Origin of the sequence: Sphingobium sp. YBL2, from assembly GCF_000943805.1 — a bacterium.
Lineage (GTDB): Bacteria > Pseudomonadota > Alphaproteobacteria > Sphingomonadales > Sphingomonadaceae > Sphingobium > Sphingobium fuliginis.
On sequence record NZ_CP010956.1, the window covers coordinates 141,083 to 156,611 of the forward strand.

Annotated in this window: 16 protein-coding genes; 7 read left to right on the forward strand and 9 right to left on the reverse strand. The window is 63.3% G+C overall.

Annotated features, from left to right (window positions below; genetic code table 11):
• Positions 1–32: 32 nt before the first annotated feature.
• Both TZ53_RS23050 and TZ53_RS23055 read right to left on the reverse strand, forming a co-directional pair.
• The gene (locus tag TZ53_RS23050; protein WP_044663269.1) at positions 33–446 is read right to left on the reverse strand and encodes a hotdog fold thioesterase; all 414 of its coding nucleotides are present in this window, start codon (positions 444–446) and stop codon (positions 33–35) included.
• Positions 443–1,327, reverse strand: coding sequence for an alpha/beta fold hydrolase (locus TZ53_RS23055; RefSeq protein ID WP_044663270.1), 885 nt, complete (start codon positions 1,325–1,327; stop codon positions 443–445). The genes TZ53_RS23050 and TZ53_RS23055 overlap by 4 nt, the downstream gene beginning before the upstream one ends.
• Before the next feature lie 787 nt (positions 1,328–2,114).
• On the opposite strand from TZ53_RS23055, the gene TZ53_RS23060 reads away from it, so the two are divergent.
• A complete protein-coding gene (locus TZ53_RS23060; RefSeq protein WP_044663271.1) occupies positions 2,115–3,005 on the forward strand; it encodes an MBL fold metallo-hydrolase in 891 nt (296 codons plus the stop codon).
• 43 nt (positions 3,006–3,048) lie between these two features.
• On the opposite strand, the gene TZ53_RS23065 is transcribed toward TZ53_RS23060, so the two are convergent.
• A complete protein-coding gene (locus TZ53_RS23065) occupies positions 3,049–3,681 on the reverse strand; it encodes a DsbA family protein (RefSeq protein ID WP_044663272.1) in 633 nt (210 codons plus the stop codon).
• 155 nt (positions 3,682–3,836) lie between these two features.
• Here TZ53_RS23065 and TZ53_RS23070 point away from each other — a divergent pair, with 155 nt between their 5' ends.
• From TZ53_RS23070 to TZ53_RS23095, 6 genes are all read left to right on the forward strand, one after another.
• Positions 3,837–4,496, forward strand: a complete 660-nt coding sequence (locus TZ53_RS23070) for a response regulator (RefSeq protein WP_044663273.1) — start codon at positions 3,837–3,839, stop codon at positions 4,494–4,496.
• 26 nt (positions 4,497–4,522) lie between these two features.
• Positions 4,523–5,872, forward strand: a complete 1,350-nt coding sequence (locus TZ53_RS23075) for an ATP-binding protein (RefSeq protein ID WP_052628275.1) — start codon at positions 4,523–4,525, stop codon at positions 5,870–5,872.
• A 62-nt stretch (positions 5,873–5,934) separates the two neighbouring features.
• Positions 5,935–7,308 (forward strand): L,D-transpeptidase family protein, encoded by a 1,374-nt coding sequence (locus TZ53_RS23080; RefSeq protein WP_084694416.1) that lies wholly within the window; start codon positions 5,935–5,937, stop codon positions 7,306–7,308.
• A gap of 65 nt (positions 7,309–7,373) precedes the next feature.
• A complete protein-coding gene (locus TZ53_RS23085; RefSeq protein WP_044663275.1) occupies positions 7,374–8,180 on the forward strand; it encodes a TlpA family protein disulfide reductase in 807 nt (268 codons plus the stop codon).
• Positions 8,177–8,866: a DsbA family protein gene (locus TZ53_RS23090; RefSeq protein WP_044663276.1), complete on the forward strand. Its 690-nt coding sequence runs from the start codon at positions 8,177–8,179 to the stop codon at positions 8,864–8,866. Before TZ53_RS23085 ends, TZ53_RS23090 begins: the two co-directional genes overlap by 4 nt.
• A gap of 14 nt (positions 8,867–8,880) precedes the next feature.
• Entirely contained in the window at positions 8,881–11,082 is a 2,202-nt protein-coding gene (locus TZ53_RS23095; RefSeq protein ID WP_044663277.1) for a protein-disulfide reductase DsbD family protein, read from the forward strand.
• A 40-nt stretch (positions 11,083–11,122) separates the two neighbouring features.
• Here the strand turns inward: TZ53_RS23095 and TZ53_RS23100 are convergent, their stop codons facing one another.
• The 6 genes from TZ53_RS23100 to TZ53_RS23125 are packed head-to-tail and all read right to left on the reverse strand — an operon-like array spanning position 11,123 to position 15,476.
• A complete protein-coding gene (locus TZ53_RS23100; protein WP_044663278.1) occupies positions 11,123–12,889 on the reverse strand; it encodes a SulP family inorganic anion transporter in 1,767 nt (588 codons plus the stop codon).
• Between the two features lie 18 nt (positions 12,890–12,907).
• Positions 12,908–13,324, reverse strand: a complete 417-nt coding sequence (locus tag TZ53_RS23105; protein ID WP_044663279.1) for a TIGR01244 family sulfur transferase — start codon at positions 13,322–13,324, stop codon at positions 12,908–12,910.
• The gene (locus TZ53_RS23110) at positions 13,321–13,755 is read right to left on the reverse strand and encodes a YeeE/YedE family protein (RefSeq protein WP_044663280.1); all 435 of its coding nucleotides are present in this window, start codon (positions 13,753–13,755) and stop codon (positions 13,321–13,323) included. Before TZ53_RS23110 ends, TZ53_RS23105 begins: the two co-directional genes overlap by 4 nt.
• A gap of 1 nt (position 13,756) precedes the next feature.
• Positions 13,757–14,191 (reverse strand): YeeE/YedE family protein, encoded by a 435-nt coding sequence (locus TZ53_RS23115; protein ID WP_044663281.1) that lies wholly within the window; start codon positions 14,189–14,191, stop codon positions 13,757–13,759.
• Positions 14,191–15,120: an MBL fold metallo-hydrolase gene (locus TZ53_RS23120; protein WP_044663282.1), complete on the reverse strand. Its 930-nt coding sequence runs from the start codon at positions 15,118–15,120 to the stop codon at positions 14,191–14,193. The genes TZ53_RS23115 and TZ53_RS23120 overlap by 1 nt, the downstream gene beginning before the upstream one ends.
• Positions 15,117–15,476: an ArsR/SmtB family transcription factor gene (locus TZ53_RS23125; RefSeq protein WP_044663327.1), complete on the reverse strand. Its 360-nt coding sequence runs from the start codon at positions 15,474–15,476 to the stop codon at positions 15,117–15,119. The genes TZ53_RS23120 and TZ53_RS23125 overlap by 4 nt, the downstream gene beginning before the upstream one ends.
• Positions 15,477–15,529: the final 53 nt, after the last annotated feature.

Genomic DNA, 15,529 nt, shown 5'->3' on the forward strand with positions numbered 1-15,529 from the left:
GAACGCGCGCCTGCCCGCCGTGAATCGCCCGATTAGGCGACGTATGCACCTCGGCCGCTGGCGAGTAGTCGCTTATCGGAGCCCTCGATTCTGGCCTCCGCAACGCTCAACTGCTTGCCCAATTTGACCACCTTGCCGATCGCGCGCAGCGGCCCGGACGTGGCAGGACGATGAAAATCGACACAGAGGTCTGCCGTGGCCCGTCCGATGCCGCCAAGAGCGTTGACCGTGTAGAGCCCGGTAAGGTCGATCAGCGTGGACAAAATACCGCCATGCGCCGCCCCGATTATCGGGTTTGAGACGATCTCATCCCGCCAAGGCATCTCGATGATTAGCTCGCGCTCGGTAAGATCAACAATATTGAGACCGAGCCAGCGATGAAACGGAGCTATGTGGAGCTTATTTCGCAGTTCGGCGAGATCGGGTCTTTCGGTGCGACTGCTCATCCTGCATCGCTCACGGCATGAGTAAGAGTCAAGAAATCGACAATCGCCGCTCCAAAGACATCGTTTTGGTCGCCGACCACCATGTGGGTGGCATCGGCGATGTCGCTGTAAGCGGCATGCGGGACCAGTTGCTTGAAATGCTCCGCCGCTTCCGGTGAGACGAGATCGCTGGAACCGCCTCTAACCAGGTGCACCGGGAGCGTTAGCTTCGTCGCGGCCTCGCTAAGCTCGCTACGCCCGTGATCACCCAAGTCGCCGTTCTGCGCTTGGCGACGCATTATTCCGTCGATGAAGGCCGGATCCCAGTGCCAGTAATAGCGCCCGTCAGGCTTCTCGCGTAAATAATGCGCGAGGCCTGCCGATGCCTTACGGCTGGGGCGATGCGTCAGATATTCGGAAATGACCCGCGCGGCTTCATCCGGGGACGCGAAGCCTTCGCGCGCATGGGCGGCCATGAACCCCACAACCCGCGCAACGCCGGTTGCTTCCATCTGCGGGGTAATGTCGACTAACGTTAGCGAGGCGAAGCTGCCGGGGGAAAGCTGCCCTTCGGCGACTATTCCGGCAAGCCCCCCCAGCGACGCGCCGATCAGCGCTGGCTTGCGATCCAGCCCGACGGATATGGCGACTAGGTCGCTGGCGAAGTCGACAATATCATAGGCTCCGTCGCTGGCCCAATCGCTGTCCCCATGACCGCGCAGGTCAATGGCAATTGCGCGGAAGCCTCGATTGGCGAGCAAGGTCGAAATCTTCTTCCAGGCCCGCCGGGTTTGCCCGCCTCCATGCGCGAGAATCACCGGCATGCCATTTGTCGCGCCCTCGATAGTTGCGACAATGGCGTGGCCGGACTGACCTTCCAGCTTGATCAAATCACTCTTCATCTAGACAGCGCTGCCGACGAGCAGAGGGCCGATCTTATACGACGCTAGTACAGGTCTGGATGATCGCCTCACTGCTGGCCCCTTGCTGAAAGTGGGCGCAGGATGGTGGCAAAACCGAATGTCCGCAATGGCGTCGTTGGCCGAATGTCGGCTTTTGCGCACCCAGGCTACCGATACCGGACAGACCGCTATCGGCCCTATTGTGTTGAAAAAGTCGGACCCGACCGCTGAGCGGCCAATTTTTAGCAGTAATGATTCAAAGCGCCCCTACTTTTTGAATCATTGCTGCGCCGAGCGCGTGATCCACGTTTCCCTTATTGCTGGCGAAACCTGGCCGCGGAGTTTTTCAACACAATAGGCCCAGGAGCGGCTGGACCGCTTTCAGACCGAGTTGCCGGTCAGCAACCGCCGACATCGCAGACGTTCACGGGGTCAATTCGAATCTCCGAAAGCCGCCGTCCGTTCACCATTGAAGGGCGTTCTCGAACTGGCATGCATGGCCCTCTCCTGCCCTGCCGGTTTTGGCCACGGAACTGGGAAAGCTGACACTCGGCCGAACCGATGAGCCGTCAGCAGCCGCCGACATAGCCGTCATTCCGCCTAGCTGCCTAATATCCTGCGGGCAGCTCAGCCAGTGGAGTGTGTTGATGGGAACTTGAGTCCCGGTGTTGATGTATAGGCTAAGACTGCTTCCTCTGCAGAGGAATGCACACCCGCCACCCAGGCATGTTCCGGCCACTCCCCGAGTGCAGAGCCTCGACCATTCATTCGCACGGAGCGTGTTACGATGCTGCTCATTGAACGACCCGATGCCGTTGTAGCCGCGTTCTACGACGAGAAGACCGGAAGCTGGCAGTACGTGATCCGGGACCGCGAAACAAAGTCCGCGGCCATCATCGATCCTGTCTGGGACTACGATGAAAAGGCTGGCGCGACGAGCACGAAGAACGCCGACGCAATCGCGGACTATGTCCGTTCGGAAGGATTGCGCGTCGAGTGGGTGCTCGACACCCACCCGCACGCGGACCACTTCTCCGCCGCGCCTTACCTCGCTGAGAAGTTCGATGCGCCAACGGCGATCGGGGAGAAGGTCACGCAGGTCCAGAAACTCTGGCGCGACATCTACTGTCTGGAGGATTTCCCAGCTGACGGAAGTCAGTGGGACCGCCTCTTCGCGAAGGGCGACACCCTGCGGATTGGCAGTCTTGAGGGTCGAGTTCTATTCTCCCCAGGCCACACGCTGGCTTCCATCACCTTCGTCTTCGGCTCGAACGCCTTTGTCCACGATACCTTGATGGTTCCGGACACTGGCACAGCCCGGGCAGATTTCCCGGGTGGCGACGCGCACGTCTTGTGGAACAGCATCAGGGAACTGCTGGATCTGCCGCCTGACACTGCGCTCTACGTCGGGCACGACTACTGCAAGAACAGGCGCGATCTCCAGTGCATGGCGACAGTCGCGGAGCACCGACGGAACAACATCCATGTAAAGGACGGGATTAGCGAGGAGGAGTTCGTCAAGGTCCGCAACGAACGCGACGCGACGTTGCCGCTACCCGTCCTGATGCTCGCGGCGTTGCAGGTGAACATCCGCGGTGGCCGGCTTCCGGAGCCCGACCCATGCGGCCGATCCTTCTTGCGCATCCCGATCAACCACTTCCAGCCTCCCGCGGACTAACACTCCATCGTCAGTCCGCGTCATCGCGGAACTGTCAGGGAGATCATCGGCGGACATCAGCCACCAGTTCCCTCAAGCTCGCGAGGTCCAGAGCGCCTTCGACCAGAGTATCTTCAATGATGAATGCAGGAGTGCCCTGAAGCCCCAGGGACCGGGCTTGGCTGGCGTTTCGTTGGAGCAGTTCCTCGATCTCGGTCTTGTGGCGCACCAGGTCGGATTGGAGCCGGCTCCAATCGATTCCGGCCTCGTCTGCTGCCGCTCTTATGGCCTTGCTGTTCAACGGTGCCGGACTGCTCATCAACGCATCGTGAAAGCGCGCATGCTTGCCCTGCCACTTACTGGCGATGACGAGGCGGGCGGCTTCTTCCGATGCAGGTCCGAAGATCGGCCAATCCCGGTAGATGATGCGGACTCGAGCGTCCTGTTCAACCAGACGGGCGAGGTCCCTGTGTGCCTTGCGGCAGAAGGGGCACTGGTAATCGGTGTACTTGACTATCGTGACGTCGAAGTTTGCCGGCTCGTGGCGCGGCGCGACCTCGTCTTCGGTGAAAGCCTTGCGCTGTTCTTCGACGCTTTGCTCGACCACATCGGCGGTAGAGGCGCGGGACTCGGGCGCTCCCGCGGCCAAGGTCGCAGCTGCGAGAAGCCCGCCGGCGAGCAATATTGACTTGGTCATACGAAACTTCCTCCGCCATCCGGCGGTTGAGAGGTGGCCAATGATCGACGGTGTCTGCCCGGTGGCCTGCGAACACCGTTGCGCTCTCCGCAGGTCCGAAGGTTTGCTTAAGGCGCACTTAAGCGGTGGAGCGCAGATGCAGGGCGAGGTGATTGATGCGCATATTGATCGTCGAAGACGACGAGGTCTTGCTCGAGGGGCTGCGCGCTGGACTGGCCATTGAGGGTTTCGTGGCCGACGCAGTCGAGACCATCGAGGACGCCCGCCATGCCATGGAGGTGGTGGAGTACGATGCCGTTGTCCTAGATATTGCTTTGCCCGACGGTTCCGGCCTGGACCTGCTGCACGAGTGGCGCCGCGCCGGGCTGGTGACGCCGGTCCTTCTGTTGACGGCGCGCAACGCGATACGGGATCGCATCGATGGGCTCGATCGCGGCGCTGACGATTATCTGGGCAAACCCTTCGATCTCGACGAACTCGCGGCGAGAATCCGTGCGATAGGTAGACGCGCAAAAGGGGTCACTTCCACCACGCTGATGTGGCGGGATGTCGAGATCGACATTCCTCTTCGCGAGGTGCGGCGAGGCAGTGAACCGGTGATGTTGTCGCGGCGGGAATTCGCCGTATTGCAGATCCTGATCGAGCAGCCGGGCCGGGTGTTTTCGCGCGCGCAGCTCGAGGACCGCCTCTACGGATGGCAGGAGGAGGTCGGGAGCAATGCGGTGGAAGTGCACATCCACAACCTGCGCGCGAAGCTCGGCCGCGACCTCATCGAGACCGTTCGCGGTGAAGGCTATCGAGTGCCCAGTCGATGAGATCGCTACGGTTACGCATCTTCCTCATGGTCGCGGCGGTCACGATGCTCGTGTGGTCCTCCGCTGCGGCATGGACTCAGCTGAGCACGCGGTCGGAGGTCCAGCAGGTGCTGGATCGGCGGCTGGTCGAGGCTGCGCGTATGGTTTCCTCGCTTATTGGCAACGTGCAGCAGCCGATTGCGCAGGACCAACCGTTCGAGGTGTTGCGCGGAGCTGGAAACTACAGCCGGCAACTGAGCTGCCAGATATGGACTGTCGACGGCGAACTGGTCGGGCGGTCGGGCGAGGCTCCGACGGCGCCGCTCGCGGTCGAGGGAACGGGCTTCTCGGAACGGGTCGTCGAAGGCGAAACGTGGCGCGTCTACACGCTGGCGGACCCCGAGCGCGGGATCCGCGTGATGGTTGGCGACAACCTCGAGGTTCGCGAGCGCCTCGTGGACGATTTGATGACCGGACTGCTGTTTCCGTCGCTCGTCGGGATTCTCGCGCTTGCTCTGCTCATCTGGACGGCGGTTGGCGCAGGCCTTGCGCCGCTTCGAGAGATAACGCGGCGGCTGAAGGCACGCGATCCCAATGATATCGGACCGCTCGGGATGGCGACCACCAGTAGCGAACTCACCCCCGTGGTCCACTCGATCGATGACCTGTTCCATCGCCTCGAGCAGATGCGAGCGAACGAGAAGCACTTCATTGCGAGCGCCGCACACGAGCTACAGACTCCGCTCGCGGGTCTTCGCGCGCATGCGCAGATTGCGCTTGTGGCTGAAGACGAGCAGGTCCGCGAGCAGTCGCTTCGCCACATCCAGACATCGGTCGATCGAACATCGCGGCTCGTCCACCAGTTGCTCGAACTGGCGCGCGAGGAAGCGGCGTCGGAGAGGGTTGTGGCTGCATGGGTGCCCCTCCAGCAGGTGCTCTCGTCCGTGGCCGAGGGATTGGGCACCCAGTTGCAGCGAGCGAGTGTAGAGCTCGCTCCATCGAGGCGCGCACTTGAAGGTGAAATATTTGTCGAGGAAGGAGCGCTGACGCTGGCACTGCGCAACCTGGTGGAGAATGCGCTCAATCACTCACCGGATGGAAGCAGGATCGAGATCGATATCGAAACCGGCCGCGGCACCGCGGAGGTCATCGTGCGCGACGAGGGGCCGGGTATTCCTCCCGAGGAGATCGAAAAGGTGAAGGGTCGGTTCGTCCGAGGTGCGCGGCAGAAGGCCGGTGGAAGCGGCCTGGGCCTTTCGATCGTCGAACTGGTAATGGCCCGTGCGGGCGCGCGGCTCGAACTGGCGAACCGGCCGGAAGGCGGCCTCCGGGCGGCGCTCTCATTCCCCGATGGCCGCATCCGCTTCGGCTCGAATACCGGCAGTTCAAAGACATAAGCTCCGCTTAAGCCAAGCCGACCATCCGTCCGATTGGACGGGCCAACGGTTTGGAGCTCTGAATGAAAGTGTTGAAGCGACGGATTTCCGCCAGCCGCACTCCGCTTCTGGTTTTCGCGGCCGCGCTTGTGACAGCAGTGCCGGCGTCAGCTACCGCTGCAGACAGAAGTGCGCAGCATCCGTTGGCTCAGGCGGTGTGGGAAAATGTCCGCGGAGATGAGGAGCTGCTCATCTTTTACCAGCAGCATCGGTTCCGGCCCTTGTGGATTGAAGCTGGACGGATCGGCCCTCAAGCCTTGGCGTTGCTCGATCTTCTCGGTTCGGCAGAGGCAGACGGGCTGGAGTCCAGCGATTATCTCTATCCGGCTCTGTCGAGCGCGATCAGCAATAGCGAGTTAGGAGCGAGCGACCACCTCGCGCGCCTCGAGATTGCGCTCTCGAGAGCATTCGTTGCCTACATGCGCGACGTTCGAGAAGTGCGCGATGCTGACATCGTCTACGGCGAACCGTCGCTTCGGCCGTTACCCGCCAGCGCATGGGAAGTCCTTTCCGCGGCTGCCGAGGCTCCATCGCTCGTCGATTACGTCCGCGAAATGGCATGGATGAACCCCATCTATACTGGTCTTCGCCAGTCGATTGCAGAGGCGATCGCAAAAGCGGGGACGACGCCGGACCTGGGCCTCCTTCAACTCAACCTTGAGCGCGCACGGGCGCTTCCCGCCCGGGAGGATCCGTACATCCTGGTCGATGCAGCCGCAGCCCAACTCACGGTTTTCGACGGCGGAGAAGCACAGGAGACCATGCGCGTGGTGGTCGGGGCGCCCGAGGATGCGACCCCGATGATGGTGGGCATGCTACGATATGCGACACTCAATCCATACTGGCATGTCCCGCCCGACCTCACGCGCGAACGGATCGCGCCGCGCGTGATCGACGAAGGGATGAGTTACTTCCGGGGCCGCGGATACGAAGTGGTGGACGATTGGGTCTCTGGTCAGGTGATCGATCCAAGGACGATCGATTGGCAGGCCGTGGCAGACGGCAGCATCGAGCTGTTCATTCGGCAGAAGCCGGGGCCGCGCAACGGCATGGGCAAGATCAAGTTCCAGTTCCCGAACAACCTCGGCATCTATCTGCACGATACTCCGGCCAAGCATCTGTTCGAACTCGATAACCGCAGCGCCAGCGCAGGCTGCGTGCGTCTCGAGGATGCCGATGCGCTCGCGGCCATTCTCTTTGGCGAACAACCGATGCCCCAGTCCACCGAGCCCGAACAGACGCTGCATCTGCCGGAACCGGTGCCCGTCTACATCACCTATCTGACGGCCGTGCCCGAGAATGGTCGGATTGTGCGGCGCGAAGACATTTACGGGTGGGATGATGAGGAGCCCGCTTCAGTGGCGGCCAAGGCGGAACAGGGTGAGGGGGCTCTGTGATCGAACGCAGAGCCGGAGACGCCTTCTAAGGTCCACTTAAGCGAGGGCCTGCAAGGGACCTAGCCGTGAGCAACATCGTTCAGATCGGGCCACTCGCGTTCGCCCCGGACCGCCTGCTGGCGGTGCTGTTGGTGCTCGCCTTCCTCGGCGGGATGGAGTTCATCGGGCGCTGGACGCAGCGGGATCTCGGCCGCAGCTCGATACTGGCGGTCGTGACAGGGCTGATAGTCGCCCGCGTGGTGTACGTCGCCACCCACCTCGACTCCTACGCGCGGGATTGGCTGAGCGTCCTCGCAATTTGGCAGGGCGGGTTCACGGCGTGGGCCGGCGCAGCTGGTGCCTCGGCAGTTCTGGTTTGGAGGCTGGGAACTCACCGCTCGGCGCAGCTATCGCTTGCGTTGACGCTCGTCCTCTCTTTGGCGTGGTTCACTGGGGAAAAGCTACTCGAGCCCGCTCCTCGTGCGTTGCCCAAGCTGCCGCAGCTGGCGCGGATCGACGGCCCCGCTCTAGAGCCCGAGAGCCTCGAAGGGCGGCCCTTCGTCGTGAACCTGTGGGCGACATGGTGCCCTCCGTGCCGCCGCGAGCTGCCGATGCTGGCTGAGACCGCGGCCAGCTCGCAGGTCCCCATCCTGCTGGTCAATGAAGGAGAGGATCCCGCGCAGGTTATGCAGTTCCTCGCCAGCCATGGGGTCACGCCAGAGGACGTCCTGATCGATGTGCAGGCTGCGCTTTCGCAGCAACTGGGTGACGGGGCGCTTCCGACAACTCTCTTCGTGAATGGCGATGGGAAAGTGGTGGCGAGCCACCTCGGCGAGATTTCGCGCGCAGCCCTGCATGACGAGATCCGACAGCTTCAACAAGGTGTGAAATGAAAACAAGACACTGGGTTCTAGGCGGAATGGCGGGTGCAGCCTTGCTGGCCGCAGGTCTCCTGGTGGCGCAGCAGCCATCCGGTCCCGGTACAGTGACGTCAGCGCCTGCCGCTTCATCTTCCGATGCGGCACGATCGGCTGAGGCGGTGGAAGAACGGCGCAAGATCACCGACGACCCGGTCGCGCCGAAGCATGAGCCGGAGGGCTACGATGTAACCATCGTTTCGTATTCCGATTATCAGTGTCCCTTCTGTCGCAAGATGCATCCGGTGCTCGAGCGACTGGCCGAGCAGGATGGCAAAATCCGCATCGTCTACCGTGATTGGCCGATTTTCGGCGCTGCCTCTGAGGAAGCGGCGAAAGCGGCAATAGCTTCGCAGTGGCAGGGGAAGCATGCCGAGTTCCACGATGCCCTGATGCAGATCGAGGGGCGGCTCGACCAAGCCAAGATCAAGGCCGCCGCCGAAAGTGCGGGCGTAAACTGGTCACAACTCGAAGCCGACCTCGATGAACGGCGGCGGGAAATTGGCGGCGCGATCGATCGGACCAACCGGCAGGCCGCACAGATGGGATTGCAGGGTACGCCTGCTCTGCTGGTGGGGCCTTACCTCATTCCGGGGGCGCTCGACGATCAAACGCTCGCCCGAGCGGTTCAACTCGCGCGTGAGTTCGAACAGGGCAGCTAGGCCGCGGGTACATCATGACCGCTTGTGACGATCCGAAATCCCTCCGCACGATTGGTCTGGTTTTCGCGGCTCTGCTCCTGCTCCTCGCATTGCCCTGGAGCACAGCGCAGGCCGCTCCGAGGTACATCAGCGCGTCCCTCGTCGCCGAAACGCTGGAGCCGGAGCCGGGCTCGACCGTTCGACTCGCCATCCGAATGGTGCCGAAGAAGGGCTGGCACGGATACTGGGTCAATCCGGGTGAGAGCGGTCTTCCGGTCGATGTCAGCTGGGAAGCACCGGAAGGGATTGAGTTTGGCGAGCTTCGCCACCCGGCTCCCACCCTGCTCGAAGTCCAGGGTATCGCAAGCTATGTGCACGAAGGCACGTTCACGCTGCTGACCGAGATGTCGGTCCCGGCCGGGATGCGCGCCGGAACGTCTCTTCCGGTCACCGCCCACCTTTCCTGGCTGGCGTGCTCCGACACTCTCTGCGTCCCCGAGCGTGCCACGCTGACCACCGAGCTGCGGATCGGAACGGGTTCGCCGAACCCGGAAGGAGCCTCCCTCATAAGCGAAGCCGCAACGCGCCTTCCCAGCCTTCTCACTGGCTCGACGATAGCCCGGGAGCAGGGGAAATGGGTCTTCACCGTCGCTGACGGTGGACGCCTGCGGGAGGCGAGCACGAGGCTGTATCCGGCCCAATCGGACTGGTTTGCGGCGGCAGCTCGGCAGTCGGTGGAGCGCACCGGTAATAGCCTGCGGATTGAAGTTGCAGCCCAGGCGGATGCACCCGGCGGAACTTTCGCCGGAGTGGTCTCGGACGGGAAGAACTCGTTTCGCATCTCGGCAAACAGGTCCGCGGCCACCGCCTCCGGCATGGGAAACCGAGGCGGCGAAGCCCAGCCGCAAGCGGAGGAAGCAGAAGAAGCTGTAATTGGAGCGGGGCCGGCCGATTCGATCGCTGCACCGCCACCTGCTGGCGAGGAGAAGACGGAGCAGCTCGCGGCTGCCAGATCAGATGTGCCGGAATCGATCGCAAGCGTACTGGCCGTATCGCTTCTTGCCGCCGTCCTTGGCGGCCTTCTCCTCAACCTGATGCCTTGCGTGTTCCCGATCCTGAGTCTCAAGGCGCTCAACCTCGCTCGGGCAGGCGGCGATAGGGCGACTGCCCGCAGCGAAGGCCTTGGCTACACTGCCGGAAGCGTGGCGACTGCGACGGCGCTCGGCGGAGTGGTTCTTGCGCTCAAGGCCGCGGGCGAGGAAGTGGGCTGGTCGTTCCAGCTACAATCGCCGGTGGTCATCCTGCTGTTGCTGATGCTCACCAGCGCGATCGCTCTCAACCTGGCCGGCCTGTTCGAAATGCGACTGGCTTTGCCTGGTGGTCGCGCCTCCCAACGCCATGGGTTCGCGGGAGGCTTCTCGACCGGCGCGCTTGCCGCGCTGATCGCAGCGCCTTGCAGCGGTCCGTTCATGGCGGGAGCACTCGGCGCTGCCCTGGTCCTTCCGCCCGGGCCGGCGCTCGCGATCTTTGCAGGATTGGGACTAGGCATGGCACTGCCGTTCCTTGCCGTAGCATTCGTGCCCGCGCTCCAGGCTCGCCTGCCGAAGCCGGGCGCCTGGATGAACACACTGCGGCGCGTACTCTCGCTGCCGATGTTTGCAACCGCACTGGCGCTTGCGTGGGTGTTGGGGCGGCAAGTGGGGGTGAACGGCATGGCGATCGGCATCGCCGTCACGGTCGTGCTGGGCGTGGGTCTCTGGTGGCTCGGCACGAGGCAGCAGACGGGTCGTACCAGCTGGTCAGCGCTGGCACCTGCCGTGCTGGCACTAGGCGCCATCTTCATTCTCGGCCTGCCGACCGAAGAGCCGGTGACTGCTAGGTCGGGAGAGAGTACACTCCATCAGCCCTTCAGTGAGGAACGACTTGCCGCGTTGCGCCGGGAGGGAACCCCCGTATTCGTCGATTTCACAGCCGATTGGTGCCTCACCTGCAAGGTGAACGAGAAGGTCGCGATCGACACCGACACGGCACAGGATGCCTTCGCGAGCGCGGGCGTGGTTACGCTGATCGGGGACTGGACCACGGCCGATCCAGAGATCACACGCTTTCTTGAGAAGCACGGCCGCAACAGCATCCCGTTCTACCTCTTCTATCCGGCCGAAGGCGACGCGAAGGTCCTGCCGCAAATCCTCACACCAGGCCTTCTTGCCGATCTGGCGCGGCAGGAGATGCGTTGAGAAACTCGCCCGACGCTCGGCTGGAAGCTTGTCGCGACTTCTAGATCAGCCCTCGTGCCAGCCACAGATCCTCGCTCTGAGGCGGCGCTTCGTCGCTGGAATTGAGTAATGTCGAGAACGCCTCGTCTTGCGAAAGGAATACCTGCCCGGTGAGTTCCTTGAGGAATGACGAGCGCTCGAGCCGGTCCATGACCGGACCTTTCACTTCCGAGAGATGCAGCTTGATCCCCGCATCGCAGAGGCGGTGATTGATCGCCTCGAGGCTCTCGAGCGCCGAGGCGTCGATCGAATTCACCGCCGAACTCATCAGCACGAGATGCTTCACCTCGGGCTGGTCGGCCACCGCCTCCAGTACGAACTCCTCCAGCCAGCGGGCGTTGAGATAGGTCAGGCTCTCGTCGACCCGAATGGTGAGAATCCGCGGATCGGTGATCACCTTGTGGCGCTTCACATTGCGGAAGTGCCCCGTCTCCGGGACCCGGCCCACGATCGCTGCGTGCGGTCGCGAGGTGCGCCAGAGGTATAGCGCGAGGCTGAGGCCGACGCCGGCGATCACACCGGGTTCCACTCCAAGCAGCAGGGTGACACCGATCGTGGCGGCCATCGCCGCGAAGTCGGCTCGCGAATAGCGCCAGATGGTGAGCGGCGTCCGCAGGTCCACGAGGCTGAGCACCGCGACGATGATCGTCGCCGCGAGTGTTGCGATCGGCAGCGAGTAGAGCAGCGGCGTGAGGAACAGCGCGGCGATGGCGATGCCGACGGCGGTGAAGGCGCCGGCCGCAGGCGTCTCGGCCCCTGCATCGAAGTTCACCACCGAGCGCGCGAAGCCACCGGTCACCGGATAGCCGCCAGAGAACGAGGCGGCGACGTTGGCGGCGCCGAGGCCGATGAGTTCCTGGTCGGGATCGATCCGCTGGCGCTTCTTCGCCGCGAGCGTCTGCGCGACAGAGACGGACTCGACGAAGCCGATGATCGACAGCAGGAGTGCGGGGATCGCGAGCTGCTGCCACAAGCCGGCGTCGAATAGCGGCACGGTGAACGGCGGCAAGCTCTGCGGGATCGCTCCGACCACTGCGACGCCGCGCTCCTCGAGATCGAGCAGCACGACCGCCAGCGCCGCTATCGCCACGGCGGCGATCGGCCCTGCCTTGGCGATCAGATCGGCAGGTCGCGACTGGAGCCCGGCCTTGGTCAGGAGCGGCTTGAGCCCCTTGCGAACCCAGAACAGGAACGCTGTTGAGACCACGCCGATAACGAGCGTCGGTAGGTTCGTTTCGGCAATGTTGGCGAGCAGGGTTCCAACAAGTTCAGGCATCGCCTCCCCTGAGGCCGAGATGCCGAAGATCGCCTTGAGCTGGCTGGTGGCGATGATGATGCCCGAGGCAGTGATGAACCCAGAGACCACCGGATGGGAGAGCAGGTTGGCAAGGAAGCCGAGCTTGAGCACGCCCATCAGCAGCAGGAAGAGCCCTGAAAGCAGCGCCAGCACGAGGGCTGCGGCGATGAACTCCGCGCTTCCGGGCGGAGCCACGCTGCTGGCGGCGGTGAGTGTCATCAGCGAGATTACCGCCACGGGCCCCACCGCCAGCGACCGACTTGTACCGAACAGCGCGTAGGCGATGATCGGCAGGATCGAGGCGTAGAGTCCCACTTCGGGCGGCAGTCCCGCGAGCATCGCATAGGCGAGGCTCTGCGGGATCAGCATGATCGTGACGATGCCGGCCGCGACGAGATCGTTCGTCAGCAGGGTGCCGTTATAGGCACGTCCCCATTCGAGGACCGGCAGGTAGCGGGCCAGGCGCGGCATGTGAGGGTCGCCTGCGCTTCAGCCTTCCAACCGGTCCCGCAGGGGCGCGATGTCGTAGCCGGCATCTGCCGCAGTTGCGATCAGTTCGTCGGCCGGACGCTTGTCCGCATTCGCGAGCGCCCACAGCGAGGCTGAACGCATGCCCGTCCGGCAAAAGCCGACCACGGGTCCGGGCAGCTCCTCGAGCGCGGCTCCGAAATGCGCGGCATCCTCGTCGCTGATCGCGCCCGGCGTCACCGGTATATGCCGCGCTTCCATTCCGGCATCGCGCGCGGCACGCTCGATCGTCGCCCAGTCGGGCTGCTCCGGTTCTTCTCCGTCAGGACGGTTGCTGATGACCGAGCGGAAGCCAGCATCGGCAAGAGCTTGCATGTTGGCCGGATCGATCTGCGGTGTGACCGAGAGACGATCCGAAAGGCGCTTAGGCTGTGTCATGAGGTGACCCTTCGTTCCATGGTGATCTTCTGAAGCAGCATGCCGGCGAGCATGGCCGCAACGAACGGAATGGCGTGAACGGGCGACAGGGCGAGCGATGCCACCGCGGGGCCGGGGCACAGTCCGGCTACGCCCCAACCGATGCCGAATACAATTGCGCCTGTGAGCAGGCGGGGATCGAGATCGGTGCGGCCGGGCAGCGAGAACCGTTCCCCGAAAACGGGCTTGGCCATACGCGTCTGGAGACGCCAGGCGATTGCCATGACGAGGACCGCGCCGCCCATGACGAAGGCGAGCGTCGGATCCCAGTCGCCGAACACGTCGAGGAACCCGCGCACCCGCTGCGGGTCGGTCATTCCCGAGACCGTCAGGCCCATCCCGAACAGAAAGCCCGAAGCGAGCGGCGGAAAAAGTCTGCGAACAAGCGGCATGTCAGGCTCCAACCAGAGACATGATGAAGACGGTGGCGATCCCCGCCGCCATGAAGGCAGTGGTGGCCACTATCGAGCGATGCGACAGCCGGCTGACGCCGCACACACCATGGCCGCTGGTGCAGCCGCTGCCCATGCGCGTTCCGAAGCCGACGAGGAACCCCGCAGCGACGAGCACCGGCCAACTGGCAAACACCGCCGGCTCCCAGTCGGTGCCAAAGCGAATTGCCAACGCGCCGAGAGGAAGCCCGACGAGGAATCCCCACGCGCTCGTGCGCGCCATGCTACCTTCGGCGATGGCCGTGCCGCGTGCGAGAATGCCCGACACACCGGCAATCCGGCCGGCGCCGAGCAGCATCAGCGCCGCCGCAAGACCGATCAGCACGCCGCCGATCAAGCCCTGCAGCGGAGCTGCTTCAGGAAATCCGGGCAGCATCACAGCTTGTTCACCGGGATCTTGAGATAGGACGTGCCGTCCTCCTCGGGAGGCGGCAGGCGCCCGCCGCGCATGTTGACCTGGATCGACGGGAGGATCAGCCGCGGCATCTCCAGCGTCGCATCGCGCTGGGTGCGCATCTCGACGAACTGGTCCTCGGTTACATCCTGATGCAGGTGAACATTGGCCGTTCGCTCAGCGAGCATGGTCGTCTCCCAGACGAACACCTCGCGGTTCGGCGCCTTGTAGTCGTGGCACAGGAACACGCGAGTCTTGTCGGGCAGGCGCATCAGGCGCCGCACCGAGCGATAGAGCTTGCGCGCATCGCCGCCGGGGAAGTCCGCCCGCGCGGATCCGTAGTCCGGCATGAACATGGTGTCGCCAATGAAAGCGGCGTCCCCGATGACGTAAGCCATGTCGGCCGGGGTATGGCCTGGGACATGCAGCGCGATCAGCGGAATATCGCCGACCATCAACTCATCGCCGTCCTCGAGCAAACGATCGAATTGCGAGCCGTTGCGCTCGAACTCCGTGCCTTCGTTGAAGATTTTGCCGAAGACGCCTTGGACGGTCACGATCTCGCGACCGATAGCCAGTTCACCGCCAAGTTTCTCCTGCAGGTAGGGCGCGGCCGACAAATGGTCCGCGTGAGCGTGAGTCTCGAGGATCCAGTCAACCGTGAGACCCTGCTCCTCAATGTAGGCGACGATCTCATCGGCCGCCTCGAAGCTGGTCCGGCCCGAGGGCTGGTCGAAGTCCCAAACACTATCGATGATCGCCGCGCGCTTGGTCGCATCGTCGCTCACCACATAGGTGGCGGTGAAGGTTGGCTCATGAAAGAAGGTCTTGACGTGCGGCGCCCGCAGCTTGCCTTCGAGCACGGCGTTTACCTGCTCGATTGCCTTCTCGATGTTCATGTCCTGGGTCATGCGTTCTCTCCTGTTCCGTTAGCTGCCCGCACGTCTTGGCCGAGTTCGGGGCAGTAGATCTGATGGAGTAGCGCGAGCACCTGCTCCGCCTTGGGATCGCAGACGCGGTAGAATACCGACTGGGACTCCTTGCGCGTGGCGACGAGCCCTTCTTCACGCAGCTTGGCGAGGTGCTGCGAGAGGGCGGATTGGCTGAGGCCAACCCGTTCAGTCAGCTCGCCAACCGAAAGTTCGCCCGCCTCTACAAGAAAGCAGAGAACGAGAAGGCGAGATTCGTTCGAAAGCGCCTTGAGTAGGCGGCTTGCCTCACCAGCTTGGCGGGTGAATTCCGAACCTCCAAGATCGACCTTGTCCACGTACCACTCCATTAGGTATGCCTAATGTAGGATAGCCTAATGGACTTGCAAGG